The sequence below is a fragment of the Streptomyces sp. NPDC024698 genome (genome assembly GCF_055559015.1).
In genome coordinates, this window is sequence record NZ_JBVHLK010000003.1 from 457,990 (window position 1) to 482,330 (window position 24,341).

Below are 24,341 nucleotides of genomic sequence, written 5' to 3' on the forward strand. Positions count from 1 at the left end.
CGCGTCGGGCTCGAACGTGTGCACCGCGTCATCCTTCGTGTCGGTGAGAGATCATGCGGCACATGAGCGACGACCACACGCACGTCCAGGAGTTCTTCGGTGCCCGCGCCGCCGACTGGGACAGCCGCTTCCCCGACGACGGCCCCGCCTACGCGGCCGCGGTGGCGCGGATGCGGTTGCGCGCGGGCGATCGGGTGCTGGACGCCGGCTGCGGCACCGGGCGCGCCCTGCCCCCGCTGCGCGCGGCCGTGGGCGACACCGGCGTGGTCGTCGGAGCCGATCTGACCCCGGCCATGCTGGAGGCGGCGGTCCAGGCCGGACGGGATCGTGAGGGGCGGCTGCTCCTGGCCGATGTCACGGCCCTGCCGCTGCGTACGGAGTCGCTGGACGGCGTGTTCGCGGCCGGGCTCGTCGCACATCTTCCGAACCCGGCCGCGAATCTCACGGAGTTGGCCCGGGTGGTACGGCCCGGCGGCACGCTGGCCCTCTTCCACCCGATCGGCCGGGCGGCGCTCGCGGCCCGCCAAGGCCGGCGGATCACTCCGGACGACCTCCGCGCCGAGCACAACCTGGGGCCCCTGCTGGCCGGTTCCGGCTGGGACATGGTCTCGTACGTGGACGAGGACGCCCGTTTCCTCGCGCTGGCCGCCCGCCGGGGCTGACCGCTCGGGGGACCCTGCCGGCTGCGGACCCACGCTCTCCGCGCTCTCCGCGGCCGGCCGCTGATACGGAGGTTCCTCTTCACCGCGCCGCCCCTCTTCTGTCGCCGCGACTCCATGTCTACGTTGAGTAGCAGCTACTGCACGATCGGCGATCGGACAGGGGATGGTGACGGATGACCGGCATGTTCGGCAGGCTCCGCTCGATCGGGCGCAGGACCAAGGCGGAGGAGCCCGGGGGCTCCTCGCGGAGGACGGCCCGGGACGAGAGAAAGCGCACATACAACCTGTTCGAGGCGGCCGCGGTGTACGTGGCCGCGTGCGCGGAGGACGACCAGGACCAGATAGACGAGGCAGCCGCCTGGGTGTCGCCCGAGGCACTGTCCTTCGGTGTGAACGAGCTTGCCTGCCGGGCAGTTGTCGCCCTCGCCCGGGAGCGCGACGAGTCGCCGCAGGCCGTCGCCCGCACATTGCTCGGACTGCCCGCCGCCTGACCGGGCGGGCCCGTGAGGGCGTTTCGCCCCCGTCCAGCCGGATACTTGCAGCTCCGCACAGGTTTCGGGCCCGTGACAAGCGCCTTCCCGTCGCTTAGGGTGCGCCGACAGATGGAGCGATCGGGAGGCTGGAAATGGCCGGGACGGACGAAGACGCCGTCGCCACCGGGGACGACGACGCGCTGTACGTACTGACGGCGGTGTTGTTGACGCCGGCGAAGTTCCCCAGCGTTCTCGGTGACGACTACCCGGAGGCCTGCGCGACGCTCGACCTCGCACCTCTCGCGGAGGGGTACGGGCTGGTGCTCGGCCAGGACGGAGAGGGCGCGCGCTGGACCGTCGTCATCGACGACGTCTCCCTGGTCGCCGTCGCCATCGCGTCCTGGGACTGCGGGATGGAACACGAACTGTCGCCGGACGAGCGGACGGTCGTGGCCGCGCTGCCCGGCTGGCCCCTCGCGGTCGCCGTCTCGGCCCCCGGGGTGCCGGCGCCGCACGATCCGTCGGCCGAGCTCACGGAGCGGCCTCCGCTCAGCCCGCCGGACACCGCCTCTTGGGGACCCGCCCAGCGACGCCTCGGTGCGGACGAGATCGCCCTTCAGTGGGCGACGTGGCGCGAGCAGATCGACGACAGCGAGTTCGCGGCCGCGGAGGGCGCCGAGGGCGCCTCCGACGACGCTCAGGACGCTTCGAGCCAGGACGGGAAGCAGGGCGACGGCGAGAAGGACGGGAAAGCCGTGAACCGTGCCGGCATCCGCCGCGTCCTCGCCGAGGCCCGCTCGTACGTGGACACGCCGCCGCCGCTGGGCCGCGTCCGCTCGTCCTTCGCCACGGGCGACGCCCGCACCCTGCGCGCCGACGGCCCCGGCTGGTCCCTCGTCGCCAGGACGGACGACATCGCGTTCGTACTGCTCGACGATGAACCCGGGGAGGTTCTCCCCGTCGGTCGCGGGCCGGAGCTGCCCAGCCTCCTGGAGGCACTGGACAAGATGGCGGTCCGCCCCAGCTGAGTGACCGCGTCACCCGGAATCCCCGGATGACGCGGTCTTCGACCGGTGTCCCGCGCCCGTCTTCCCGGCCCTCCCGGAGCTCACCGGTCTCGGTGAGCCGGGGGGGGACAGTCGACTCACCGTGAACCGGGGATCGCCCGACGGACGGATCACCGCCGGGCGATCGCTCCTCAGCGGCCGAGCTCGGCAGCCGGCCTCAGCGGCCGAGCTCCTTGCGGGTGACACGGCGCAGCCTGCGCCGCTGTGAGGGGTCCAGCGCCAGATACGCGACCGCCGGAACTCCCAGCACGATCAGGAAGGCGGCCCACCAGGGCAGCCAGATCAACAGAATCAGGCCGACCGCCACACCTCCTGCGGCGATCTTCGCGTTCTTCGACATGTGTCGCCTCCTCCGCGGCTGCTGCCGCTCTCTGTCCTGAGAACGGGTCCCCGCGTCCCACGGTTCCGGACCGCGACCCTGATACGTCCCTGATACGCACCCCTGGTCGACCCTGAGGGCACCCGGGCAGCCCCTGGGCGCCTCGTCGGCCGCACCCGTCCCGGCGGAGGGAGCTCGACGATCGGTCGACGCGCGGCGTTCACCCCCAGGTCGTGAGCCGTTCGGCGTCAGGGCCAACTGTGGCCGCTGTCAACGTACTTGTGACTCAGGAGGCCTGATGTCCCCGCATGTCGCCGGCAAACAGTTCGTCCACCGGTCCGTCGCCCTGGGCGTGCCGCTCGCCGTACTGGCCGCTCTCGTGACGGCCGGCTCCGCGGATGCGACGTCCGGCCCCGCGCAGCCGCGGGTGACGCACACCGCGACGCTCGGGAACATCCCCCTCGGCACCTTCAGCAACACCCTCTTGCCCGGCACGGTCGACGACGACCGAGGTGTCGATCTCGGCGGCATCGGCAGCGACATCTACCCGGCCGGGCGCAGGGGCGAGTTCTGGACGGTCACCGACCGGGGCCCGAACGGCCAGATCAAGGTGGACGGCAAGAAGCGCCGGACGTTCCCGGTGCCGGGTTTCGACCCGGCGATCGTGAAGATCCGGGTGTGCGGTGACAGCGTGAAGGTCATCGGCGCGATCCCGATCACCACATCCTCGGGGAAGGCGGTCACCGGGCTGTCCAACCAGGCGGGGCGCGACGAGGCACCGTACTCCTACGACGCCCAGGCCCCCCTTCCGTACAACGCTAACGGCCTGGACACCGAGGGCATCGTGCGGGCGAAGGACGGCTCCTTCTGGCTGGTCGACGAGTACAGCCCGTCCCTGGTCCACGTCTCCGCGCGCGGGAAGGTCCTCGCGCGTTACGTTCCCAAGGGTCTCAAGCTGACCGGCGCGGACTACCCGGTCATCGAGGCGCTGCCGGCCGTTCTGCTCCACCGCAAGACCAACCGCGGTCTCGAAGGGCTCACCCAACTCCCCGACGGTGATCTGGTGATGGCGCTTCAGAGCCCCCTCTCGCTGCCCGACGCGAACGCCGGTGACACGTCGCGCAACACGCGGCTGCTGCGCTTCTCCCCCAGGAAGCACGCCGTGACCGCCGAGTACGCGTACCGCTTGGACCCGGTCGACGTGGTCGACCCCGGCGAGGACGACACGTCCGAACTGAAGATCTCCTCCGTGGTGGCCGTCGGCGGTGACCGGCTGCTCGTCGAGGAGCGCACCGACAAGGCTGCCCGTCTCCAGTCGGTACGGCTCACACGGGAGGCCGACATCCTCGGCGGCCCGTGGGACGACGACACCACGTCACCCTCGCTGGAGCAGTTGGACGACCCGGCGTCGGCCGGCGTCCCGGTGCTCGAGAAGCGTCTCGTGGTCGATCTGGGTACCGTCGCGGGAGTTCCCGGCAAGATCGAGGGCGTCGCGCGCGTGGACCACGACACGCTCGCCGTCATCAACGACAACGACTTCGGGATGACCGACGGAGCGGGCGCCTTCGACGCGCAGGGACGGCTCGTGGACAGCGGTGTCGAGACGACCGTCACCTACGTGCGCCTGCCGCACGGGATCTGATCCCGCCGCCCCTTCGGCGCGGCACGCGTGCGTGGACGACGGACGGCGTCCACGCACGCGTGCCGTTCAATTCAGCGGCCCGGTGAGCTTGTGGGTGCCTTCGCCGACGCCCGCGGCCAGGCTGCACGCGACCTTGTCGATGCCGGTCCCGAAGGTCCCGGTGTCCGGGTACTGCACGAGTGTGCCGCGCACCGTACCGGCGGACTGCTGGGCGGCCTTGCGCTCCAGCGGAACCGCGCACAGGGCTGACGCCGCCTTCTTGAGGGCCACGTCCGTCGTATAGGTGCCGTTGAGTTCGGTGACCTTCACGACCTCCGCGTCGTGCGGCTGCGTGCACTCGCGTTTGGCGGCCTGTCCGGGCTGGGTGTCGTCCGTGTCGAAACAATCGCCCTTGCTGAGCATGTAGTAGGGCACCTCGTCGTTCGCGAGGGACGGGAAGAGTGATCGCAGGTCGCTGGGCACCAGCCCGGAGGGCAGGCTCGAAGGAAGCGACGGCACGACGGTGGGCAGGCTCGAAGGGAGCGACGGCAGTCCGGACGGGAGACTCGACGAGGGGCGCGGCGACGGTCCGGTGCTCTCGGCGGGGGACTTCTTGTTCTTGCCGCCGCCACCTGTGGTGGCCACGACCACGGCGACGATGACGGCGACACCGACGACCAGGGCGATCACGAGAAGCACGCTGGTGCGGCGGCGCCCGCCGCGGTGACCGCCGGGGCCGTCCGGCGGCCCTGACGGAGATCCGGGCGGGGATCCGGGCGGCGGAGGGGGAGGCTGCCATCCTCCACCGCCGTGTCCAGCGCTGTGTCCAGGTGGCCACCCGCTCCCCTGCGAGGGCGAACCGTAGCCCCCGAGGGAAGTGTCGTCGTCTCCTGAAGGAGATCCGAAACCATCCGGCGGAGGACCGTAACCGCCGGAAGGCGGAGGTCCATAGCCTCCCGACGACGGTGGACCGTAGCCGCCTGAGGACGGGGGACTGTAGCCCCCGGACGACGGAGGGCCGTAGCCGCCCGGACGCGGGCTCTGAGCATCACCCCCAGGACGGTGCGGATCTCCCGGCGATCCTGGAGGCTGAGATGGTTCGGGCGGCATGGCCATACCACCCAGAGTCGCCTCGAATCCTGTCATCGCGCGACCCCTGTGCGGAAGTTGATACGGACTCATGCCCTGGATCGCATGATTCCGGGAAAATCCACACGAAGATCGGCCGCAGCGGACCACGGGCCGGACCCGCCGCGGGGCGGGTCCGTTCCCGAGGCGGCGATGCGCTCAGCCGCGCGCGCCCAGGAGGTGGTCCATGGCGAGCTGGTCCAGCTGCTCGAAGGCCATGCCACGCGCGGCCGCGGCCTCGACGTCGAAGTCCTCGAAGGCAGCGCGGTCCGCGAGCAGCCCCGCCAGGCCGTCCTCGGCGGTGGGCTGCGCCAGCTCGTGCAGGCGCGAGGCACGCAGCGCCGACTGCACCTCGGGGTCGGCCCGGAAGGCCGCCGCGCGCTCGCGCAGCATCAGGTAGTTGCGCATGCAGCCCTCCGCCGACGCCCACACGCCGTCGAAGTCCTCGGTCCGCGGCGGCTTGAAGTCGAAGTGTTTCGGGCCTGCGTAACCGGCGCTCTCCAGGAGATCCACCAGCCAGAAGGCCGACCGCAGGTCGCCCGCGCCGAACCGCAGGTCCTGGTCGTACTTGATGCCGGACTGACCGTTGAGGTCGATGTGGAAGAGCTTGCCCGCCCACAGGGCCTGCGCGATGCCGTGGGTGAAGTTCAGACCGGCCATCTGCTCGTGGCCGACCTCCGGGTTCACGCCGTACATCTCCGGGCGCTCCAGGCGCTCGATGAAGGCGAGCGCGTGACCCACGGTGGGAAGCAGGATGTCGCCGCGGGGCTCGTTCGGCTTGGGCTCGATCGCGAACTTGAGGTCGTAGCCCTGCGAGACCACGTACTCGCCGAGGAGGTCGAACGCCTCCTTCATGCGGTCGAGGGCGACGCGCACGTCCTTGGCGGCCCCGGACTCGGCGCCCTCGCGGCCGCCCCACGCGACGTACGTCTCGGCGCCGAGCTCGACCGCCAGGTCGATGTTGCGGACGACCTTGCGCAGCGCGTAGCGGCGCACGTCACGGTCGTTCGAGGTGAACGCGCCGTCCTTGAAGACGGGGTGCGTGAACAGGTTGGTGGTCGCCATCGGCACCTTGAGGCCGGTCGCGTCCAGCGTCTGGCGGAACCGCTTGATGTGCGACTCGCGCTCACTGTCCGAGGATCCGAAGGGGATCAGGTCGTCGTCGTGGAAGGTCACACCGTACGCGCCGAGCTCGGCCAGGCGCTGTACGGACTCGACCGGGTCCAGGGCGCGCCGGGTGGCGTCGCCGAACGGGTCCCGTCCCTGCCAGCCGACGGTCCACAAGCCGAAGGTGAACCTGTCATCGGGGGTGGGCTGGTAGTTCATGCCGCGGCTCCTTGTTAGCTCGGACTATTTCGTCATGGCAGTTTACAAATTAGTATGCGGACGCGTCTCTGGGAAGAGACGAAGGAGGAAACCTGGTCACATCGGTCCAGGAACGAACTGCGGGACCCGGGCCACGACGGTCCGGAAACGCCCGTGACCGGCACAGATCCCGCGGAGCCGCGGAAGAGGGAGAGCCCGATGTCAGCAGCCGAGGGTCCGCTCGTCGTCGGGGTGGACTCGTCCACCCAGTCCACCAAGGCCCTGGTCGTCGACGCGTCGACCGGACAGGTGGTGGCGAGCGGACAGGCGCCGCACACCGTCTCCACCGGGGCGGGGCGCGAGAGCGACCCCCGTCAGTGGTGGGACGCGCTCTGCGAAGCGCTGCGCCAGTGCGGTGACGCCGCCCACGAGGCCGCGGCGGTGTCGATCGGCGGGCAGCAGCACGGGCTGGTGACGCTGGACGCCCACGGCGAACCCGTACGGCCCGCCCTGCTCTGGAACGACGTGCGCTCGGCGCCGCAGGCCCGTCGCCTCGTCGAGGAGCTCGGCGGATCGAAGTCCTGGGCCGAGCGGACCGGCAGCGTGCCCGCCGCCTCCTTCACGGCCACGAAGTGGGCCTGGCTGGCCGAGCACGAGCCGGACGCCGTCCGGGCGACCGCCGCCGTCCGGCTGCCCCACGACTACCTCACCGAGCGGCTCACCGGGCAGGGCACCACCGACCGCGGCGACGCCTCGGGCACCGGCTGGTGGGCCTCGGGGACCGAGGCGTACGACGAGGAGGTCCTCGCCCACATCGGTCTTGACCCCGCCCTGCTCCCCCGCGTCGTCCGGCCGGGCGAGGTGGCCGGCACGGTGCACGCCAGGGGTGAGCTGCCGTTCTCCAGGGGCACCCTGGTCGCGGCCGGAACGGGGGACAACGCGGCCGCCGCCCTCGGCCTCGGGCTGCGCCCCGGCACCCCGGTGGTGAGCCTCGGCACCTCGGGGACCGTGTACGCCGTCTCGCGACACCGGCCCACCGACCCGACCGGCACGGTCGCGGGCTTCGCGGACGCGCACGGCGACTGGCTCCCGCTCGCCTGCACGCTGAACTGCACGCTGGCCGTCGACCGGTTCGCCGCGCTGCTCGGCCTCGACCGCGAGGCCGTCGAGGCCGGCTCGTCGGTGACCTTCCTCCCCTACCTGGACGGCGAGCGCACACCGAACCTGCCGCACGCCTCGGGCCTGCTGCACGGACTCCGGCACGACACGACGGGCGGTCAGCTGCTCCAGGCCGCGTACGACGGCGCCGTGCACTCCCTGCTGGGCGCCCTCGACCTCGTACTGGACGCGGACGCGGACCGTTCGGAGCCCTTGCTGCTCATCGGCGGCGGGGCGCGGGGCAAGGCCTGGCAGCAGACGGTTCGCCGGCTCTCGGGCAGGCCCGTGCAGGTACCCGAGGCGAAGGAACTGGTCGCGCTCGGCGCCGCCGCCCAGGCGGCGGGCCTGCTGACGGGCGAGGACCCGGCGGCGGTGGCCAGGCGCTGGGGCACGGCCCAAGGGCCGGTGTTCGAGGCCGTGGAGCGGGACGAGGAGACGCTCGCCCGGATCACCGGGGTACTCTCCGACGCGGCCCCGCTGCTCGAACGGGAGCCGAACAGGAACTGACCATGACCAGGCACGCCGGCCTGGCACTCACGAACGGCACCGGGTGCCGCGAGAGCGGTACCCGGCCGGGGCGGCCCGGTGGGCCCGCTCGACGCGGGAACGCCTCTCGGCGTGGGACCACCCCTCCATGCGGGCCCACGCCTCGACGCGGGACCGCCCGCTGGGGCCGACACCGGCACCGAGACAGGCCGACGGGACCGGCCGGACGAGGACTGACGGAAGCATGACCGCACCGCTGCACGAGTCCCATCCGGCCGGTTCCGGCCGGCGGCTGCCCGACAACCAGCAGGGCATGCGCCGGCGCAATCTCTCCCGCGTCATGCACACCGTCAGCGACGAGGGACCGTTGTCGCGTGCCGCCGTCGCCTCCCACATCGGTCTGACCCGGGCGGCCGTGTCCACCCTCGTCGACGAGCTGATCCGCGCAGGACTCCTCGAAGAACTGGGGCCCGAGCGGCCGGGCAGAGTGGGACGGCCCGGCTCGGCGCTCGCGGTCAGCGGGCACGGCCCCGCCGGGATCGGCGCGGAGGTGGGCGTCGACCATCTCGCCGTGTGCGCCGTCGATCTGCGGGGCGCCGTACGGGCCCGCGCCGTGCGCCACGGCACGAACCGGGGTCGGCCGGCCGGCCCGGTGATCGAGGAACTGACCGCCCTCGTACGTCAGGTCGTCGCGGACGCCGACCGGGAAGGTCTCTGGCCCGCCGGTCTCGCCGTCGCGGTCCCCGGACTCGTGGCCCGTGACGCCCGGACCGTGGTCCAGGCCCCGAACCTCGACTGGCACGACACCGACCTCGGTGAGCTGCTGCCCGCCGAGTGGCCCCTGACCGTGGACAACGAAGCCAACTTCGGCGGCCTCGCGGAACTCTGGCTCCGTGAGACGACCCCGCGTGACTTCCTGCATGTGTCCGCGGAGATCGGCATCGGTGCCGCCGTGCTGGTGGACGGTCGGCTGATGCGCGGGACCCGTGGTTTCGCGGGCGAACTGGGGCACGTCCCGGTGCGTCCGGACGGGCCGGAGTGCCCGTGCGGCGGACGCGGATGCCTCGAACAGTACGCGGGAGAGGAGGCCGTACTGCGGGCCGCCGGCCTCGAACCGGGCGAGGACCGGGTCGGGCTGCTGTCCCGGCTCGCCGCCGAGGGCGATCCCGGGGTACGCCGTGCCCTGCACGACGCGGGCACCGCGCTCGGCATCGCCCTGACCGGGGCGGTCAATCTCCTGGACCCCGAGACGGTCGTGCTCGGCGGCGCCCTCGCCGGACTCGCGCCCTGGCTGCTCCCCTCGCTGGAGGGCGAGCTGGCGCGCCGGACGGCAGGCCCGGCCTGTCCCGTTTCCGTCTCGCTTCTGGGATCCGAGGGGCCGTTGCTCGGTGCGGCGCATTCGGTGGTGCGCGCGGTGCTCGACGATCCGGCGGCGGTGGGCGGCCGGTCCTAGGCGGACGGCGGGTCTGCGGGTCTGCGGGTCTGCGGGTCTGCGGGTCTGCGGGTCTGCGGGTCTGCGGGTCTGCGGGTCTGCGGGTCTGCGGGTCTGCGGGTCAATGCTTGGCGGTTCGCGGTTGCGCTCGGCGGTTCGCCGCTCGCGGATCGCGGTTCGCCGAGCGGGGTGCGGGGTGCGGGGTGCGCGTCGCACGGTTCGTGCGGAGGACGTTCCCACGTGTGGGTGATCGAGTTGTCCACAGTTCGCCGGCCGTCCACGGACTCGCGTCCGGCCCTTCCTGCTCAACCGGCAAACGCCGTAACGTAATTCACGCGAGGCGCAGCCGTCCTGCCGGTGGCTGTGTTCGGGTCGGATCGGGGGGTTCGGATGGGGGCGGAGACGGTTCCGGGTCTGCGGCGCGAGGCGGCGGGTCCGCCGGTCCTCGACTTCGTGACCGAGCTGATCCCACCCCTGTCGTACGCCGGGCCGATCGTGGGTGCCTGGATGTCGGCCGGTGCCGTGATATTGATCTTCCTGCTGCGCCGCCACCCGGAGCGCATAGCCGCGACCGCCCGTGTCCACCTCGACGAGACCTCGACCCCCGCCCCTTCACAGAGCGGAGCCGTGCAGCCATGAGCGACACCCGGATCCTGACCGTGCGCCCGTCGCCGGGCGAGTTCGCCTGGACGTTCGGCGGTGCGCCGCCCGTGGCACGCATCGCGCCGGGCACCGTGCTCGATCTCTACACCGAGGACTGCTTCGCCGGACGGGTGCGCTCCGAGAAGGACTTGGTCTCCGAGGTCTGCGAGTTCCCGTTCCTCAATCCGCAGACCGGGCCCTTCCACGTCGAGGGAGCGGAGCCGGGTGACACGGTCGCGGTCCACTTCGTCTCGATCGAACCAGCCCGAGACTGGGCGGCGTCGACGACCGTCCCCCTGTTCGGCGCGCTGACCTCCACCCACACCACGGCGTCCCTCCAGCCGCCACTGCCGGAGACGGTGTGGATCTGGCAGCTCGACCAGGAGCGGCGGACCGCCCTGTTCAGCGCGCGGGACAGCGACCTCCGGATCGAACTGCCGCTGGATCCGATGCACGGCACCGTGGGTGTCGCGCCGGCCAATCTGGAGGTGCGCTCGGCACTGGTCCCCGACGCGCACGGCGGCAACATGGACACGCCGGAGATGCGCGCCGGAGTGACCTGCTATCTCGGGGTGAACGTCGAAGGCGCCCTGCTCAGCCTCGGCGACGGGCACGCGCGCCAGGGAGAGGGCGAGACCTGCGGAGTCGCCGTCGAGTGCGCGATGAACACGGTGGTGATCGTCGAACTCCTCAAGGGAATCGTCACCCCTTGGCCGCGCATCGAGTCCGACACCCACATCATCTCGACCGGCTCGGCCCGCCCGCTGGAGGACGCCTTCCGGATATCCCAGCTCGACCTCGTTCAGTGGCTGGTGCGCGACTACGGGTTCAGCGAGCTGGACGCGTACCAGTTCGCGACACAGACGGTCGAGTCACCCGTCGCGAACGTCTGCGACACCAACTACACATGCGTCGCCAAGCTACGCAAGGAATGGCTGCCCGCGCGTGAGACCCATCGCGGGCTCCACACCCGACTGCGCGACACGGCCACGGCACTTCGGCACTGACCACGCGACACGCGGCCACCCAGGCCCTCGTGACCGCACGACTGCACGACTGCACGACCCACAGGGCAACGGGGCAACGGGGCAACGGGGCAACGGGGCAACGGGGCAACGGGGCAACGGGGCAACGGGGCAACGGGGCAACGCTGTCACGGCGGTCACGGCGGTCACGGCGGTCACGGCGGTCACGGCGGTCACGGCGGTCACGGCGGTCAAGCGTCCGCTGCCAGACGCGGCAGGCGCAAGACCGGTGTGCTCCGCTTCCGGCACCCTCCGACATCCAGGGCTCCGGGCTGCGGGCTGCGAGCTCCGGGCTCCGGGCTCCGGGCTCCAGACTGCGGATTCCGGTCCGCCTCCCACCCTCCACCCTCCACCACACACCTACTCCCTCCCCTCCCACCTCCCCCCTCCCACTACGAAAGGCCAACTCTCCATGGAGCGAGCACGGTCGTTCCCGAGCCGCCGACGGCTGCTCAAGGGAGCAGCCCTCGCGGCCCTCCCCTACGCGTTGCTCCCCGACGTCAAGGCGTCCGCGCGATCGGCGGCCGTCGACTATCCGGGCGCCGAGTGGATTCCGGCAACCGGCTCCAACTACACCGCCTCCGACCGCCCCTACAGCTACGAACTCGACTATGTGGTCATCCACGTCACCCAGGCCTCGTACGTGACGACCTTGTCCATCTTCCAGAATCCGCAGAAGAAGGTGTCCGCGCACTACCTCGTGCGTTCGGCCGACGGCCACGTCACCCAGTGCGTGAGGGAGCGCGACGTCGCCTGGCACGCGGGCAACTGGGACTACAACACCAGAAGCATCGGCATCGAGCACGAGGGCTGGGTGGACCGGCCCGCCTACTTCACCGACGCCCTGTACGAGGAGTCGGCCAAGCTCACCGCCTCGATCTGCGACCAGTACGGGATCCCGAAGGACCGCGCCCACATCCTCGGTCACTACGAGGTGCCGGGCACCGATCACACCGATCCCGGGCCGAACTGGGACTGGACGCGGTACATCCGACTCGTCAACTTCGCCTGACCTGCGGCGGCCTCGCGGCGGCCCGAGCGGGGCGCCGCGAGGCACCGGGCGGAAGGGGAGCGTCACACGGGTTGTCCAGGCCCGCACCGGGAGTGACGATGGGACCCAGTCGCATCGCCTTCCGGGAGGCCGAGTTGACCGATCCTTGGGTGGCCCTGGAACCGGGGACCGATCCCGCCGAGCGGGGTCGGCTGATGCACCGCGCGTACGAGTCGTTCACCGAGGCCGGCACGGTGCCGCGGCCGGTGCGTGACGTGGTGGCGGATTCGTGGCGGCGGTCGGCTCGGGCCGGCGTCGTCCCGGAGGGCACCGCGAGGGTGGAGCTCATGGACGGGGAGCTCGGTTCCTACCGGGCGGAGCATCCGCTCGCGCGAGTGATGCCCCTGTTCCGGGAGCTCATGGGGACGTTCGCGGCGGACGGGGAGCACCTTCTGGCCGTGTGCGACGCGCAGGGCAGGCTCCTGTGGGTGGAGGGCCATCCGGGGACACGGCGGGAGGCCGGACGGATGAACTTCGTGCCGGGCGCCCGGTGGTCGGAGTCGGCGGTCGGGACGAACGCGCCGGGCACGGCGGTCGCCGTCGACCGGCCGGTGCAGGTGTTCGCGGCCGAGCACTTCATCCGGCGTGTGCAGCCCTGGACGTGCGCGGCGGCTCCCGTGCACGATCCGCGGACGGGGCGGGTGCTCGGCGCGGTGGACATCACCGGCGGGGACGGGCTCGCGCATCCGCACAGCCTCGGCTTCGTCCAGGCGGTGGCGCGGGCCGCCGAGGCCCATCTGGCGTTGCTCGCGCCGCCGCGGGCCCTGTCCGACTCCCTCGAACTGACCGTGCTCGGGCGTGACGAGGCCCAACTGGTCGCGGACGGGCGGAAGATCAGGCTCAGCCGCAGACACAGCGAGATCCTCATGCTGCTGGCCCGGCATCCGGAAGGCCTGACCGGTGACGAGTTGCAGTGCGCGCTGTACGAGGACGAGTCGGTGACGCCCGTGACGCTGCGGGCCGAACTGGCGCGGCTGCGCAGGATCCTCGGTCCGGGCCTGCTGGGTTCGCGCCCCTACCGGCTCACCCGGCCGGTGGAGTCCGACGCGGCGGTGGTGGAGCGGCGGCTCGGGACCGGCGCGGTGACGGCGGCCGCGGCGGTGTACGCGGGTCCGTTGCTGCCGGGTTCGACGGCGCCGGCGGTGGTGCAGCTGCGGCGAAGGCTCGCCGACGGGCTGCGGACCGCGATCATCGCCCGGCGGGACCCCGACCTGCTGGCCGACTGGGCCCGTGCGCCCTGGGGCGAGGACGACCTGGACGTCTGGCGGGCGCTGTCCGCGCTGCGTCCAGCGGCGGCCGTGCACGCTCGCTTGGCCGAGCTGGAGTCCGAGCAGGGCGCACCGGCGGGATGGGCGCACTCCGCGCGCGACGTCCGGGTCCGGCAGCGGCCGCGCTGACGCCCTGGGGTGATCTCGCTCCCCGCCGGCGGACCCGTCGGGCAGCGGCTACGAGGCCGACGGCCACCCGTCACTGACAGCGGCGCGGCGGCGCGGCTGCACGGCGCTACGGCTGTACGGCTGTACGGCGGCACGGCTGCACGGCCACGGCGGCGCGGCGGTTGTCCATCGGGGCCGTGGTCGCTGGATGTCGGTCGTGGGGGCGCGCAACGTCGTTGCAACGTCCGCGTTCCTAGCCTCGCGGCGAGAGCTGCCCAACGGCGGGCGGCGCTTCCCCGGGAGGCAACCAGCATGACCCGTTACGCGGCGCCCGGCAGCGAGGGCGCGATCGTCTCCTACCAGGCGCGGTACGACCACTTCATCGGCGGAGAGTACGTGGCGCCGGCTCGTGGGCAGTACTTCGAGAACCCGAGCCCGTTGAACGGGCAGCCGTTCACGGAGGTCGCGCGAGGCACCGCCGAGGACGTGGAGCGCGCGCTGGACGCGGCCCACGCGGCGGCACCCGCGTGGGGGCGCACCTCCGTGACCGCCCGCGCCGACGTCCTGCTCAAGATCGCCGACCGGATGGAGGCGAACCTGGAGAAGCTTGCGGTCGCCGAGACCTGGGAGAACGGCAAGCCGGTCCGCGAGACGCTGGCGGCCGACATCCCGCTCGCGATCGACCACTTCCGCTATTTCGCGGGGGCGATCCGTGCTCAGGAGGGCGCGCTCAGCGAGGTCGACGACGACACCGTCGCGTACCACTTCCACGAGCCGCTGGGTGTGGTCGCGCAGATCATTCCGTGGAACTTCCCCATCCTGATGGCGGTGTGGAAGCTGGCCCCGGCGCTGGCGGCGGGCAACGCGGTCGTCATCAAGCCGGCCGAGCAGACACCGGCGTCCATCCACTACCTGATGAGCCTGATCTCGGACCTGATCCCGCCGGGTGTGGTGAACATCGTCAACGGCTTCGGCGTGGAGGCGGGCAAGCCGCTGGCCTCCAGCCCGCGAGTGGCGAAGGTCGCGTTCACGGGTGAGACCACCACGGGGCGGCTGATCATGCAGTACGCCTCGGAGAACATCAAGCCGGTCACGCTGGAGCTGGGCGGGAAGTCCCCGAACATCTTCTTCGACGACGTGTGGGCACAGAACGACGACTTCCGCGACAAGGCGCTCGAAGGCTTCACGATGTTCGCGCTCAACCAGGGCGAGGTGTGCACCTGCCCCTCGCGCGCCCTCGTCCAGCGCGGGCACTACCGCGAGTTCATGGAGGCGGCGGTCGCCCGCACCGAGCTCATCAAGCCCGGCCACCCGCTCGACACGGACACGATGATCGGCGCCCAGGCGTCCAACGACCAGCTGGAGAAGATCCTCTCCTACCTGGACATCGGCCGGCAGGAGGGCGCCAAGGTCCTCACGGGTGGTGAACGCATCGAGCACGACGGGGAGTTGAAGGGCGGCTACTACGTCCAGCCGACGATCTTCGAGGGCGACAACCGGATGCGTATCTTCCAGGAGGAGATCTTCGGCCCGGTCGTCTCGGTGACGTCCTTCGACGACTTCGACGACGCCATCAAGATCGCGAACGACACGCTGTACGGGCTCGGCGCCGGTGTCTGGACGCGGGACATCAACACCGCCTACAGGGCCGGACGTTCCATCCAGGCCGGCCGCGTCTGGACGAACTGCTACCACGCGTATCCGGCGCATGCGGCGTTCGGCGGCTACAAGCAGTCCGGCATCGGCCGGGAGAACCACAAGATGATGCTGGAGCACTACCAGCAGACGAAGAACCTGCTGGTGAGCTACTCGCCGAAGAAGCTGGGCTTCTTCTAGACCCCCGACAGACCCCCGAGTCGGTTGCCCGGAGGCTCCCTCGCGCTCCGGGCGGCCGACAGGGGAACCACTCTGCGCGGACACGCCGTCGCGGCTCGGACAGCGCGACCGCGAAGCATCCCTTGAACACCCGTCCGGTCGGCCCGGGGGCGACCGGATACAGTGCGCGGGACGGCAGTCCGGTCAGAGAGGGGAAGCGTGACCGACACCAGCAACACCCGTCCCGCCGACAGCGAAGCGCGGGAGCGGCCGAGCCGGCTGCACCGTCTGATGCGCTTCATCCCGCTGATCGCGCCCGTTCTGCTGTGGGCCGTGCCCTGCTGGGTGCTGCTGTACACGGGCCAGCACTGGGCGTTGCCCGTCACGCTCGCCGGTACCGCCCTGTTCGTCCTCGGTCTCGTCGGTATGCCGCTCGCGATGGTGCGCGGTCACGGCCGCCGTCAGCAGGACCGGTTGGCGATCGTCGGTGACACCCTGCTGGGCGCGAGCTGGGTCCTGTTCACCTGGTCCGTCCTGCTCGGCGTCCTGTTGCGGCTCGCCCTGACCCTGGCCGGGGTGGGCGAGAGTCAGGACCGGGCCCGGATCGTCACGTGGGCCGTCCTCGGTGTCACCGCCGTCCTGCTCGGCTGGGGATACGCCGAGGCACGCCGCGTGCCCCGGGTGCGCCGCCTCGACGTGCGGCTCCCCCGGCTGGGTGCCGGGTTGGACGGCACCCGGGTCGCCCTCATCACCGACACCCACTACGGACCGCTCGATCGCGCCCGCTGGTCGGAACGGGTGTGCGAGACGGTGAACACCCTGGAAGCCGACCTGGTCTGCCACACCGGCGACATAGCGGACGGCACGGCCGAACGCCGTCGCGCCCAGGCCACCCCGCTCGGCACCGTGAAGGCCACCCGGGCCCGTGTGTACGTCACCGGCAACCACGAGTACTACAGCGAGGCCCAGGGCTGGGTCGACCTGATGGACGAGCTTGGCTGGGAGCCGCTGCGCAACCGCCATCTGCTGCTGGAACGCGGGGGCGACACCCTCGTGGTCGCCGGCGTGGACGACGTCACCGCCGAGTCCTCCGGTCTGGAGGGCCATCGCGCCCATCTCGACGGAGCCCTGAACGGCGCCGACCCCGATCTGCCCGTCCTGCTCTTGGCACACCAGCCCAAGTTCGTCGACCGGGCGGCGGCCGCCGGTATCGACCTCCAGCTCTCCGGCCACACCCACGGCGGCCAGATCTGGCCCTTCCACCACCTGGTCCGCATCGACCAGCCCACCGTCGCCGGCCTCAGCCGCCACGGCGCCCGTACCCTCCTCTACACCAGCCGCGGCACCGGATTCTGGGGCCCGCCGTTCCGCATCTTCGCCCCCAGCGAGATCACCCTGCTCGTGCTGCGCTCCCCGACACGCCCACCTCGCCGTAGAAGCACCGGGCGCTAGGCGTCGGACGTCTCCCGGATCACGGCGAAGAGCGCCCGGTCCGTGGGGAGGCCGTCGGCGTCGAACGCGCGGTGACGGCCGAGGTGTTCGACCCGGCCGCCCGCGCAGTTCTTCTCCAGGTACTCCGTCAGCCAGGCATCGGGCGTCGGCACCATGCGCGGCAGCCCGAACGACCCGGGCATCTCGTCCTCGCCGCTGTCGAAGAACATCACCTTGCCGGTCCGGGTCCAGAGTCCCCGCAGCAGCTGAGTGGCGGTGTCGAGGCCCAACTCCCGTACGAGGTGGTGCCACAGGGACAGCAGGAGGGTGCAGTCCGTCGCCGGCAGCAGCCCGAACGTGTCGGGCCGGAACTCGAGGCTCATCACCGCCACGTTGTCGAGCCCGTTCCGGCGCACGGCCGTCATCGCCGTCCGGACGCATTTCGGGTCGGCCTCCAGGGCGACGGAGGGAATGCCGCGCTGGCCGAGCCTGATCGGGAAGTAGCCGACGTTCGCGCCCACGTCCAGCGCGCTCTCCACGCCGAGCCGCTCGACGAGCGGTTCCATCGCCGCCCAGCGCGACCCCGTACCGACGGATCGTTTGGCCTTACGGACGCGGATGCCGGGGACCGGCTGGTAGACGCCGTCCGGCAGCGCGTCGAGCTTGAGCCGGAACTGATCGATCCCGTCGTCGATCACGCGGCGCGCGTCGTGCAGGAACCGGAGCGAGGGGAATCGCTGATGGAGGCGCACCATGCGCGTGGAGGTCTGAGTTCCGGCCAACTGGTCCACGGATACCTCTATCGACTGGCGATATGTGGTCGCTCGTAGTGCCATGTCAGAGCAACAAAACAGTACCTTTCTTGGCAATCTCCCACAATTTGGCCCTTTCGATGTGAGCTGATCCGACCCTGTTGATGACGCCCGATTCGGCCTTGCCGAGCCGAACGGCCGGTGCCCCTGCCCGAGGTGCGGCCCGGTGGGCGGCAGAGCACCCTTGGTGGGAGAAGGTCCGCACCGCCCAACCGTCCGCGACGCGGGAGGAACTGGCGCCATGCGCTTTTCGGGCTCTCGAACCTCGTCGATCCGGGGCCCTGTCCGCGTGACGTCTCCGGCGCCCCGGGATGTGTGGCAGCGTCTGGTAGACGAGAGCGACGAGGCACTGATCACCCAGACCCCTGGCTGGCTGGACTGCATCTGCGCGACGGATTCCTACGACGACGCCAGTCGCTTCTACGAGTTCGGCGGTTCCGGCGGGCTCGTGGTGCCGCTGGCCCGCCGACGCGGTTGGCCCGCCCGTCTGATCGCCCAGGACGCGTGGCCCTCCGAGTGGGGCATCGGAGGGCCGGTCGCAGCCGAGGCACCCGCCCCGCGGCACGCGCGCGCCGTCTTCGAGGATCTGGCCCGGCTTCCCGCGAATCGCGTGTCCGTACGCTTCGGGCCGAGCGCGGACCCGGTGTGGCGGTCCTCGGTGCCGTCCGGCTTCACCACCTTGCCCCACACGACGTACGTCCTGGAGCTCGGCGGCGGCTTCGGAGACGTCTGGGGCCAGTTCAAGGGATCGGTCAGAACGGCGGTGCGCAAGGCCGAGAAGGCAGGGGTCGACGTGGAGGTCGACCGCACCGGGCGCCTGGTGCCGGCCTTCTACGCGCTCTACCAGCACTCGATCGCGCGGTGGGCGCAGCAGGCGAACGAGCCGTTGGCGCTCGCCCGCTGGCGCAGGAACCGGATCGATCCGCTGCGCAAGTTCCAGGCCGTCGCCGAGACGTTCGCGGAGTCCTGCGCCGTGTGGCTGGCCTCGTACGAAGGTCAGCCGGTGGCGGCCATCATGGTGCTCCACCACGGGCCTCACGCCAAGTACTGGCGGAGCGGCATGGTCAAGGAACTGGCGCATCCGATCCGCGCCACCACACTGCTGCACAAGCTCGCCATCGAGGACGCCTGCGCCGCCGGCTGCCGCTTCTACCACTTCGGCGACTCTGCGCCCGAGTCCTCGGTCAGCGTCTTCAAGGAACGGCTCGGCGCTCGCGGCCACCCGTCGTTCGGCTACCGCAGGGAAGTGCTTCCCCTGACGGCGGGCGATCAGCTCCTGCGGGGTGCGGTCAAGCGTCTCATCGGCTTCAAGGACGAGTGACAGCCGGTCCCACCGGAAGGCCCGGCCCGGGCAACGCACCGTCCCGCCGAGAGGCCCCACCCCGGTGGCACCCGCCCTCACCGAGATGCCCGGCCCGGGTGCCCCGCCTAGCATCGGACGTGGGCACGTGGGTCCTCGGTCCGCGAGCGTCGTCCTCGCGGGGCCCGCGCCCGGCGGGAGAGGCCCGTGAACGCACCTGCTCATCTCCTCATCGGCACTCCGGCCGGTCTCGCGCAGGTCACCACACCGGCTCCACGTGACGTCTGGTGGGAGCTGGCGGGCAAGGACCAGGACACCAACCCCAGCCAGACTCCGCTGTGGCTGGACTGCCTGTGCGCCACCGGGCCGTACCGCGACGCGAGCCGCCTCTACGTGTTCGAGACGGGCCGGCGGCTCGTGCTCCCCCTCGTGGGAAGAAGGCACCTGCCCCGAATCCTGGGCGCGGAGGAGTCCTGGCCCGCCCAGTGGGGCATCGGGGGGCCGGTGTGCCCGCAGGGTGTGAGTCCGGCGGAGGCACGCGCGGTCTTCGCCGACCTCGCGCGGCTGCGCGCGCTCCGGGTCGCCGTGCGGCTGCGGCCCGCCGACCAGGCCCTCTGGGCCAACGCGGCGACCGGATTCGACGTCCAGCCCCACATGACCCAGATGGTGAACCTCGACGGCGGCTTCGGCACCGTATGGGAGCGGCGCTTCGGACGCCGTATGCGACGGGAGGTCCGCCGGGCCGAGCGTTCGGACGTCGAGACCGAGGTGGACCGTACCGGCCGGCTCGTTCCCGCCTTCTACGACCTGTACCGGAAGTCGATCGTGCGCTGGGCCGAACAGCAGCACGAGCCGCTGGCGTTGGCCCGCCGGCGCAGAACGCGGGAGTTCCCCGTGGGGCGGCTGGAAGAGGTGGCCTCACGGTTCGGTGAGGGGTGCGCGATCTGGATGGCCTGGCGCGCCGGTGAGCCCGCCGGGGCGTGCATCGTCCTGCGCCACGGTGGTCACGCCAAGATGTGGCGCAGCGCCATGGACCGGGAACTGGCCCATCCGGTGCGCGCCGTCCCGCTCCTGTACCGGCTGGCGATCGAGGACGCCTGCGAGGCCGCCTGCCGGACGTTCGACATGGGAGAGTCCGCACCGGGGTCCTCTCTCGCCGAGTTCAAGGCGGGGTTCGGGGCGGAGAGTTTCCCCTCCCCGCGGCTGCTCCGGGAACGCCTTCCCGTCTCGGCGGCCGACCGCCGGCTGCGGACGGCCGTCAAACGCCTGATCGGCTTTCAGGATCCCTGAGGATCTCTGAGAGCGCGTCGGACCACAGGACACCGCGAGAGCGCTTCGGTCCGCTCGTCATCCCACGTTGACGGGTTCCACGTCGTCGCTGTGGTGGAGGGCCTTGAGACCGTACGCGTCCAGCATCATGCGCAGCAGTCCGAACTGGTTGTTCGGCTGGTCGTCGTCGCCTCGCCGGACGTGCTCACCCATCAGGATGGTGGGGACGTGGTTGGGCCCCCTGGAATCGTCCTCGTCCCAGGTGACGACCAGCAGGCTGTTGTGGGTCATCGCCCAGTCCGCATAACCGCCGAGGCTGTCGCGCAGCCAGTCGTCCGCCTGCCGCACATTCCCGTCGTGCATGTCGTGTTCGAGGTCGGGGACGACGAACGCGATCGTCGGCAGCCGAGTGAAGTCGCGGGGGAAGTCGGTCCACGGGCGGTTCGCGGACGGGGGAAGGTTGTCGAAGTTCACCCAGGGGTTGTGCCGGCGTACGTAGGCACCGTCGGCGCAGCCGGTGAATCCGACGCGCGGCAGGCTCTGCGCGTAGCCCACGAAGGTCAGATGGGCCTGGAGGAGCTGGGAACCGAGATTGCGGGACGTGAGCGCGTGCGGGCAGGAATCGTTGTCGACCCCCAGGAAGGAGCCCGAGAAGAGCGCCAGGTAGTTGGGCTGACTGGGGTGGGTGAGGGCGTAGTACTGGGTGAGCGACGCGCCCCGCCGGGCCAGTTGGTTGAGGTACGGGGCATCCGTGTTGCCGATGACGGCGTCGTACGACTGGTCCTCCTCGATGACCACGACGATGTGGTCCGGCCGGGGAAGCCCGTTCCGAGCCGTCGAGCCGTCACAGCCCGTGGCCGAGAAGAGCGCCGCCAGCACGGCCGCCGACGCGAGGAGCGCCCTCCGCGCACGGCGTCCCGGGGCGAGGAGCCCTCTCCGGGGACGGCGCCCCGCACCCTGTCGTACGCCTCTCACCTGTCGCTTCACCGCTCTCTGTCCGGGCACCGCTTCGCTTGCCCGTCCGGGCATCGTTCCGGCGCCCGGCGCGGGTGGCCGCTGTGAGCTGCCACTTGCAGCAATCGGAAATATCGTCACAATCGGTATTGATACCTCTTACTGGTCGACATCCGGCGCTGACGCGGACCGACGAGCGGACGCGCCGAAGGCCGTACCGACGATGACCGTCACGCCGGGGCGGGAGACCGACGGGCCGGATCCGGAAGGTGCCCCATGCGTCGAGTCAACGCCTCCGTCGGCCGAGGTGGGAGGACGGCCGGTCGCCGCGAGGAGTCGGCGTCGCGCGTCAGGAAGGCCGCCGCCGGAGCGCCGGTCCCCCGGGAGACCTGTTCATGGGCAAGCTCCAGACGCTGACGGGCGGGCGCGTGGCGTCGTTCACCAACGCCATGGCCCGGCGGCCCGGCACCACCGCCGCCGACCGGTGCCCCTCCGGCCCGGCCACGGCACTCACGTGGGCGACACGCCTGGTCCTTCCCGCGGCCCTCACGCTCTGGCTGTTGTCCCTGCGCCACGTGGATCTCGCCGGCATGCGCGACTACGGTCTGCTCCAGGTGCTGCCGGTGCTCTACTGGGTCGCCCTCGGCCTGCTCGCCCTCGGCTTCTGTCTGGCCCTGACCGACCGGCGCACCGGCAGTGGATGGTTCGCGGGATACGTCCTGGGGCTGATCGCGGTCATCCACGCGACCCCCACGCTGCTCTATCCGACACTTCGCTACAGCTGGGCGTGGAAACACGTCGCGGTCGTCGACGCGGTGATCCGCCACCACGGCGACGTGCCCCACGCGGACAAGCTCGCCATCTACAACCAGTGGCCCGGCTTCTTCGACCTCAACGCGTTCTTCGTGCAAGCCACGGGCCTGCATTCGGCGCTCGGCTACGCGACGTGGACCCCGCCCGTCTTCAACGCGGTGCTGCTCGGTCCGCTGCTGCTGCTCTACCGGACGGTGACGCGCGATCGCCGGCTGCTCTGGGGGGCGGCCTGGGTCTACTACTCGTGTTCCTGGGTGGGCCAGGACTACTTCGCGCCCCAGGCCTTCGCGTTCCTGCTCTTCGTCACGGTGATCGCCCTGGTCATGGGCCAGTTGCCCACCTCGGTGCTGTACCGCGCGGGCGGCAGCCGCACAGGCGGCACCCGTACGGACGGCAGCCGCACCGGAGAGGCCCGCACGGCCCGATGGCCCGTCGGCCGCTTCGTGGCGGTCATGGTGATCGCGGCCGTCATCATCTCCTCACATCCTCTGACACCGTTCATGCTGATCAGCGCGCTGGTGGTGCTGTCGCTCCCGCGGCGCAACCGACGGGTCGTCCTGCCCGTCCTGGCCGGCACGGTGGTCCTGGCCGTCGTCTGGGACGCCACCGTCGCCCGCCCGTATCTCTCGCAGAACCTGGGCGACTTCATGAACTCCCTGCTGAAACCCGACACCAACGTCGTCTCCGGGCTGGCCGCCCTCGGCACCGCGGCCCCGGGCCAGGTCGTGGTGTCCTGGGTGGACCGGGGCCTGTCCGCGGCGGTCTTCGTGCTGGCGGCCATCGCCTTCCTGACCTACCCCTGGGTCCGGCGCACCGCGCTGCCGCTGCTCGTCGTGGCTCCGCTGCCCCTGCTGGCGGCGAACGCCTACGGCGGAGAGATGATCTTTCGCGCGTACCTCTTCGCCCTTCCGGCGGCCTCGCTCCTGATCGCGATCCTCCTCCTGAAGCCGAGCACACGGTCGGAGCGGAGCACACGGTCGGAGCGGAGCACACGGTCGGAGCGGAGCACACGGTCGGAGCGGAGGACACCGCCGGAGGGGATCGCACGGCCGGAGGGGAGCACACGGCCGGAGGAAGGCATCCGTTCGCCGCGGACCGCGCCTCCACAGCCCAGCCCACGCCCGCACCTTCGGGCACTGGCCGCCTATCCTCTGCTGCTGGCCCTGCTCGGGGGACTCATGTTCGGCTACTACGGCAAGGAATCGGCGAACTACTTCACGCGGGAGGAGGTCGCGGCAGGCCGCTTCGTCGCCGCCACCGCGCCACCCGGGTCCACGATCGTCTCCCTGACTTCGGCGGTGCCCGGCCTGTACCTGCGCTACGACGAGAATCCCCAGGTGCAGATGGACGAGCAGGACCTCCAGGACCGGGAGCGTCTGGTCAAGGACCCGGTGAAGGGCCTGGAAGGGTTCATCCAGCGGGCCAGTCCGCAGCAGCCCGCCTACATCATCCTGAGCCGGGCCCAGGCCGCCGACCTCTACGAGCGAGGGATCCTGCCCGGCGGCACCGTGCAGCGCCTGGACTCGGCCCTGGCGAAGACCCCGGGCTTCATCCCCGTCTACCGCAGCAAGGACGCCGTGGTCTACCGGTATCAGGGCGCGAAGAGCTGAGCGGGCCATGACCTCCCTGCGCTGGGGACTCGCGCTGTCCGGCTGGGTGACCCTGCTCGTGGTCACCTTCCTGCCGGACGCCTCGTTCGTGCGTGTCGCGGTGACGACGGCGTTCCTGCTCGCCTGTCCCGGGCTGGCGGCGTCACGGTGGGTACGGTCGGGGGCCGCGCGCCTCTCCGACCGCACCGCGATCCTGGAGACGGGTGTCCTGACCCTGGCGCTCAGCCTGTCGATCGCCGTGCTCGTCGTGGAGCCGCTGTTCCTCGGCGGCGTGTTCACCGTCACCCGGGCGCTGCTCGTCCTCGCCGCCCTCACCTCGGCCCTGGCCCTGTGCCCCCGGCCCCGCGGAGACCGCCGCCGGGACTCGTCGGACACCCAGGAACCGGACTCGCGGAGGGCCGACACGGGCCGCTCCGAGCCCCCGGCCGACGATTGACACAGCCGGTCCGAGCCTCCGGCGACCGAGTGACACAGCCGCTCCGAGCTCCCGGAATCCCGATGACACAGCCGCTCGGATCCCCTCGCTTGACGTCGGCCGCAAATCGGGTGAAGGTGTAGATATACGTCGTAAACATATGCCGTATGGGCGCAC

21 protein-coding genes are annotated in these 24,341 nt (G+C 71.3%); 16 read left to right on the top strand and 5 right to left on the bottom strand.

Going from position 1 to position 24,341, the window contains the following annotated elements; translation table 11 throughout:
* Positions 1-62: 62 nt before the first annotated feature.
* From ACZ4AA_RS09900 to ACZ4AA_RS09910, 3 genes are all read left to right on the top strand, one after another.
* The gene (locus ACZ4AA_RS09900; protein ID WP_467598333.1) at positions 63-662 is read left to right on the top strand and encodes a class I SAM-dependent methyltransferase; all 600 of its coding nucleotides are present in this window, start codon (positions 63-65) and stop codon (positions 660-662) included.
* A gap of 182 nt (positions 663-844) precedes the next feature.
* Positions 845-1,153: a hypothetical protein gene (locus ACZ4AA_RS09905; RefSeq protein ID WP_467598951.1), complete on the top strand. Its 309-nt coding sequence runs from the start codon at positions 845-847 to the stop codon at positions 1,151-1,153.
* Positions 1,154-1,287: 134 nt separating this feature from the next.
* Positions 1,288-2,163: a hypothetical protein gene (locus tag ACZ4AA_RS09910; protein WP_467598336.1), complete on the top strand. Its 876-nt coding sequence runs from the start codon at positions 1,288-1,290 to the stop codon at positions 2,161-2,163.
* Between the two features lie 196 nt (positions 2,164-2,359).
* Here the strand turns inward: ACZ4AA_RS09910 and ACZ4AA_RS09915 are convergent, their stop codons facing one another.
* On the bottom strand, positions 2,360-2,542 hold the full coding sequence (locus tag ACZ4AA_RS09915; RefSeq protein ID WP_385395845.1) for a hypothetical protein: 183 nt from the start codon (positions 2,540-2,542) through the stop codon (positions 2,360-2,362).
* Positions 2,543-2,819: 277 nt separating this feature from the next.
* Here ACZ4AA_RS09915 and ACZ4AA_RS09920 point away from each other — a divergent pair, with 277 nt between their 5' ends.
* Complete coding sequence (locus ACZ4AA_RS09920; protein ID WP_467598340.1) at positions 2,820-4,163, top strand: esterase-like activity of phytase family protein; 1,344 nt, start codon at positions 2,820-2,822, stop codon at positions 4,161-4,163.
* A 66-nt stretch (positions 4,164-4,229) separates the two neighbouring features.
* Here ACZ4AA_RS09920 and ACZ4AA_RS09925 read toward each other — a convergent pair whose 3' ends face one another.
* Together ACZ4AA_RS09925 and xylA are read right to left on the bottom strand one after the other, a co-directional pair.
* Complete coding sequence (locus ACZ4AA_RS09925) at positions 4,230-4,832, bottom strand: hypothetical protein (RefSeq protein ID WP_467598343.1); 603 nt, start codon at positions 4,830-4,832, stop codon at positions 4,230-4,232.
* Positions 4,833-5,429: 597 nt separating this feature from the next.
* The gene (xylA, locus tag ACZ4AA_RS09930) at positions 5,430-6,596 is read right to left on the bottom strand and encodes a xylose isomerase (protein ID WP_467598346.1); all 1,167 of its coding nucleotides are present in this window, start codon (positions 6,594-6,596) and stop codon (positions 5,430-5,432) included.
* A 198-nt stretch (positions 6,597-6,794) separates the two neighbouring features.
* Between xylA and xylB the strand changes: the two genes are divergently transcribed.
* From xylB to ACZ4AA_RS09970, 8 genes are all read left to right on the top strand, one after another.
* Entirely contained in the window at positions 6,795-8,240 is a 1,446-nt protein-coding gene (xylB, locus tag ACZ4AA_RS09935) for a xylulokinase (RefSeq protein ID WP_467598349.1), read from the top strand.
* Positions 8,241-8,463: 223 nt separating this feature from the next.
* Positions 8,464-9,672 carry an ROK family protein gene (locus ACZ4AA_RS09940; RefSeq protein ID WP_467598351.1) on the top strand — a complete coding sequence of 403 codons (1,209 nt, stop codon included), beginning with the start codon at positions 8,464-8,466 and terminating at the stop codon, positions 9,670-9,672.
* A gap of 369 nt (positions 9,673-10,041) precedes the next feature.
* Positions 10,042-10,290 (top strand): hypothetical protein, encoded by a 249-nt coding sequence (locus ACZ4AA_RS09945; protein WP_467598353.1) that lies wholly within the window; start codon positions 10,042-10,044, stop codon positions 10,288-10,290.
* Entirely contained in the window at positions 10,287-11,300 is a 1,014-nt protein-coding gene (locus ACZ4AA_RS09950) for an acetamidase/formamidase family protein (RefSeq protein ID WP_467598355.1), read from the top strand. Before ACZ4AA_RS09945 ends, ACZ4AA_RS09950 begins: the two co-directional genes overlap by 4 nt.
* A 430-nt stretch (positions 11,301-11,730) precedes the next feature.
* A complete protein-coding gene (locus ACZ4AA_RS09955) occupies positions 11,731-12,330 on the top strand; it encodes an N-acetylmuramoyl-L-alanine amidase (RefSeq protein ID WP_467598358.1) in 600 nt (199 codons plus the stop codon).
* 98 nt (positions 12,331-12,428) lie between these two features.
* Positions 12,429-13,766: a winged helix-turn-helix domain-containing protein gene (locus tag ACZ4AA_RS09960; protein ID WP_467598361.1), complete on the top strand. Its 1,338-nt coding sequence runs from the start codon at positions 12,429-12,431 to the stop codon at positions 13,764-13,766.
* A gap of 291 nt (positions 13,767-14,057) precedes the next feature.
* Entirely contained in the window at positions 14,058-15,581 is a 1,524-nt protein-coding gene (gene exaC / locus ACZ4AA_RS09965; RefSeq protein WP_467598364.1) for an acetaldehyde dehydrogenase ExaC, read from the top strand.
* A gap of 198 nt (positions 15,582-15,779) precedes the next feature.
* Positions 15,780-17,012, top strand: coding sequence for a metallophosphoesterase (locus ACZ4AA_RS09970; RefSeq protein WP_467598367.1), 1,233 nt, complete (start codon positions 15,780-15,782; stop codon positions 17,010-17,012).
* Here the strand turns inward: ACZ4AA_RS09970 and ACZ4AA_RS09975 are convergent.
* Positions 17,009-17,746 (bottom strand): methyltransferase domain-containing protein, encoded by a 738-nt coding sequence (locus tag ACZ4AA_RS09975; RefSeq protein ID WP_467598370.1) that lies wholly within the window; start codon positions 17,744-17,746, stop codon positions 17,009-17,011. The two genes, ACZ4AA_RS09970 and ACZ4AA_RS09975, sit on opposite strands and share 4 nt — an antisense overlap.
* 346 nt (positions 17,747-18,092) lie before the next feature.
* Here ACZ4AA_RS09975 and ACZ4AA_RS09980 point away from each other — a divergent pair, with 346 nt between their 5' ends.
* Positions 18,093-19,124 (top strand): GNAT family N-acetyltransferase, encoded by a 1,032-nt coding sequence (locus ACZ4AA_RS09980; protein WP_467598372.1) that lies wholly within the window; start codon positions 18,093-18,095, stop codon positions 19,122-19,124.
* Positions 19,125-19,310: 186 nt separating this feature from the next.
* Complete coding sequence (locus ACZ4AA_RS09985; RefSeq protein ID WP_467598375.1) at positions 19,311-20,393, top strand: GNAT family N-acetyltransferase; 1,083 nt, start codon at positions 19,311-19,313, stop codon at positions 20,391-20,393.
* 57 nt (positions 20,394-20,450) lie between these two features.
* On the opposite strand, the gene ACZ4AA_RS09990 is transcribed toward ACZ4AA_RS09985, so the two are convergent.
* Positions 20,451-21,251, bottom strand: a complete 801-nt coding sequence (locus ACZ4AA_RS09990; protein WP_467598378.1) for an alkaline phosphatase family protein — start codon at positions 21,249-21,251, stop codon at positions 20,451-20,453.
* 470 nt (positions 21,252-21,721) lie between these two features.
* On the opposite strand from ACZ4AA_RS09990, the gene ACZ4AA_RS09995 reads away from it, so the two are divergent.
* Entirely contained in the window at positions 21,722-23,749 is a 2,028-nt protein-coding gene (locus tag ACZ4AA_RS09995) for a glycosyltransferase (protein WP_467598381.1), read from the top strand.
* Between the two features lie 7 nt (positions 23,750-23,756).
* Positions 23,757-24,185 (top strand): hypothetical protein, encoded by a 429-nt coding sequence (locus ACZ4AA_RS10000; RefSeq protein WP_467598384.1) that lies wholly within the window; start codon positions 23,757-23,759, stop codon positions 24,183-24,185.
* Positions 24,186-24,341 lie beyond the last annotated feature (156 nt).

Coding starts and splice junctions, on each gene's coding strand:
- ACZ4AA_RS09900 (WP_467598333.1), top strand. CDS start 63: ATGAGCGACGACCACACGCACGTCCAGGAGTTCTTCGGTGCCCGCGCC.
- ACZ4AA_RS09905 (WP_467598951.1), top strand. CDS start 845: ATGTTCGGCAGGCTCCGCTCGATCGGGCGCAGGACCAAGGCGGAGGAG.
- ACZ4AA_RS09910 (WP_467598336.1), top strand. CDS start 1,288: ATGGCCGGGACGGACGAAGACGCCGTCGCCACCGGGGACGACGACGCG.
- ACZ4AA_RS09915 (WP_385395845.1), bottom strand. CDS start 2,542: ATGTCGAAGAACGCGAAGATCGCCGCAGGAGGTGTGGCGGTCGGCCTG.
- ACZ4AA_RS09920 (WP_467598340.1), top strand. CDS start 2,820: ATGTCCCCGCATGTCGCCGGCAAACAGTTCGTCCACCGGTCCGTCGCC.
- xylA (WP_467598346.1), bottom strand. CDS start 6,596: ATGAACTACCAGCCCACCCCCGATGACAGGTTCACCTTCGGCTTGTGG.
- xylB (WP_467598349.1), top strand. CDS start 6,795: ATGTCAGCAGCCGAGGGTCCGCTCGTCGTCGGGGTGGACTCGTCCACC.
- ACZ4AA_RS09940 (WP_467598351.1), top strand. CDS start 8,464: ATGACCGCACCGCTGCACGAGTCCCATCCGGCCGGTTCCGGCCGGCGG.
- ACZ4AA_RS09945 (WP_467598353.1), top strand. CDS start 10,042: ATGGGGGCGGAGACGGTTCCGGGTCTGCGGCGCGAGGCGGCGGGTCCG.
- ACZ4AA_RS09950 (WP_467598355.1), top strand. CDS start 10,287: ATGAGCGACACCCGGATCCTGACCGTGCGCCCGTCGCCGGGCGAGTTC.
- ACZ4AA_RS09955 (WP_467598358.1), top strand. CDS start 11,731: ATGGAGCGAGCACGGTCGTTCCCGAGCCGCCGACGGCTGCTCAAGGGA.
- ACZ4AA_RS09960 (WP_467598361.1), top strand. CDS start 12,429: ATGGGACCCAGTCGCATCGCCTTCCGGGAGGCCGAGTTGACCGATCCT.
- exaC (WP_467598364.1), top strand. CDS start 14,058: ATGACCCGTTACGCGGCGCCCGGCAGCGAGGGCGCGATCGTCTCCTAC.
- ACZ4AA_RS09975 (WP_467598370.1), bottom strand. CDS start 17,746: ATGGTGCGCCTCCATCAGCGATTCCCCTCGCTCCGGTTCCTGCACGAC.
- ACZ4AA_RS09995 (WP_467598381.1), top strand. CDS start 21,722: ATGGGCAAGCTCCAGACGCTGACGGGCGGGCGCGTGGCGTCGTTCACC.
- ACZ4AA_RS10000 (WP_467598384.1), top strand. CDS start 23,757: ATGACCTCCCTGCGCTGGGGACTCGCGCTGTCCGGCTGGGTGACCCTG.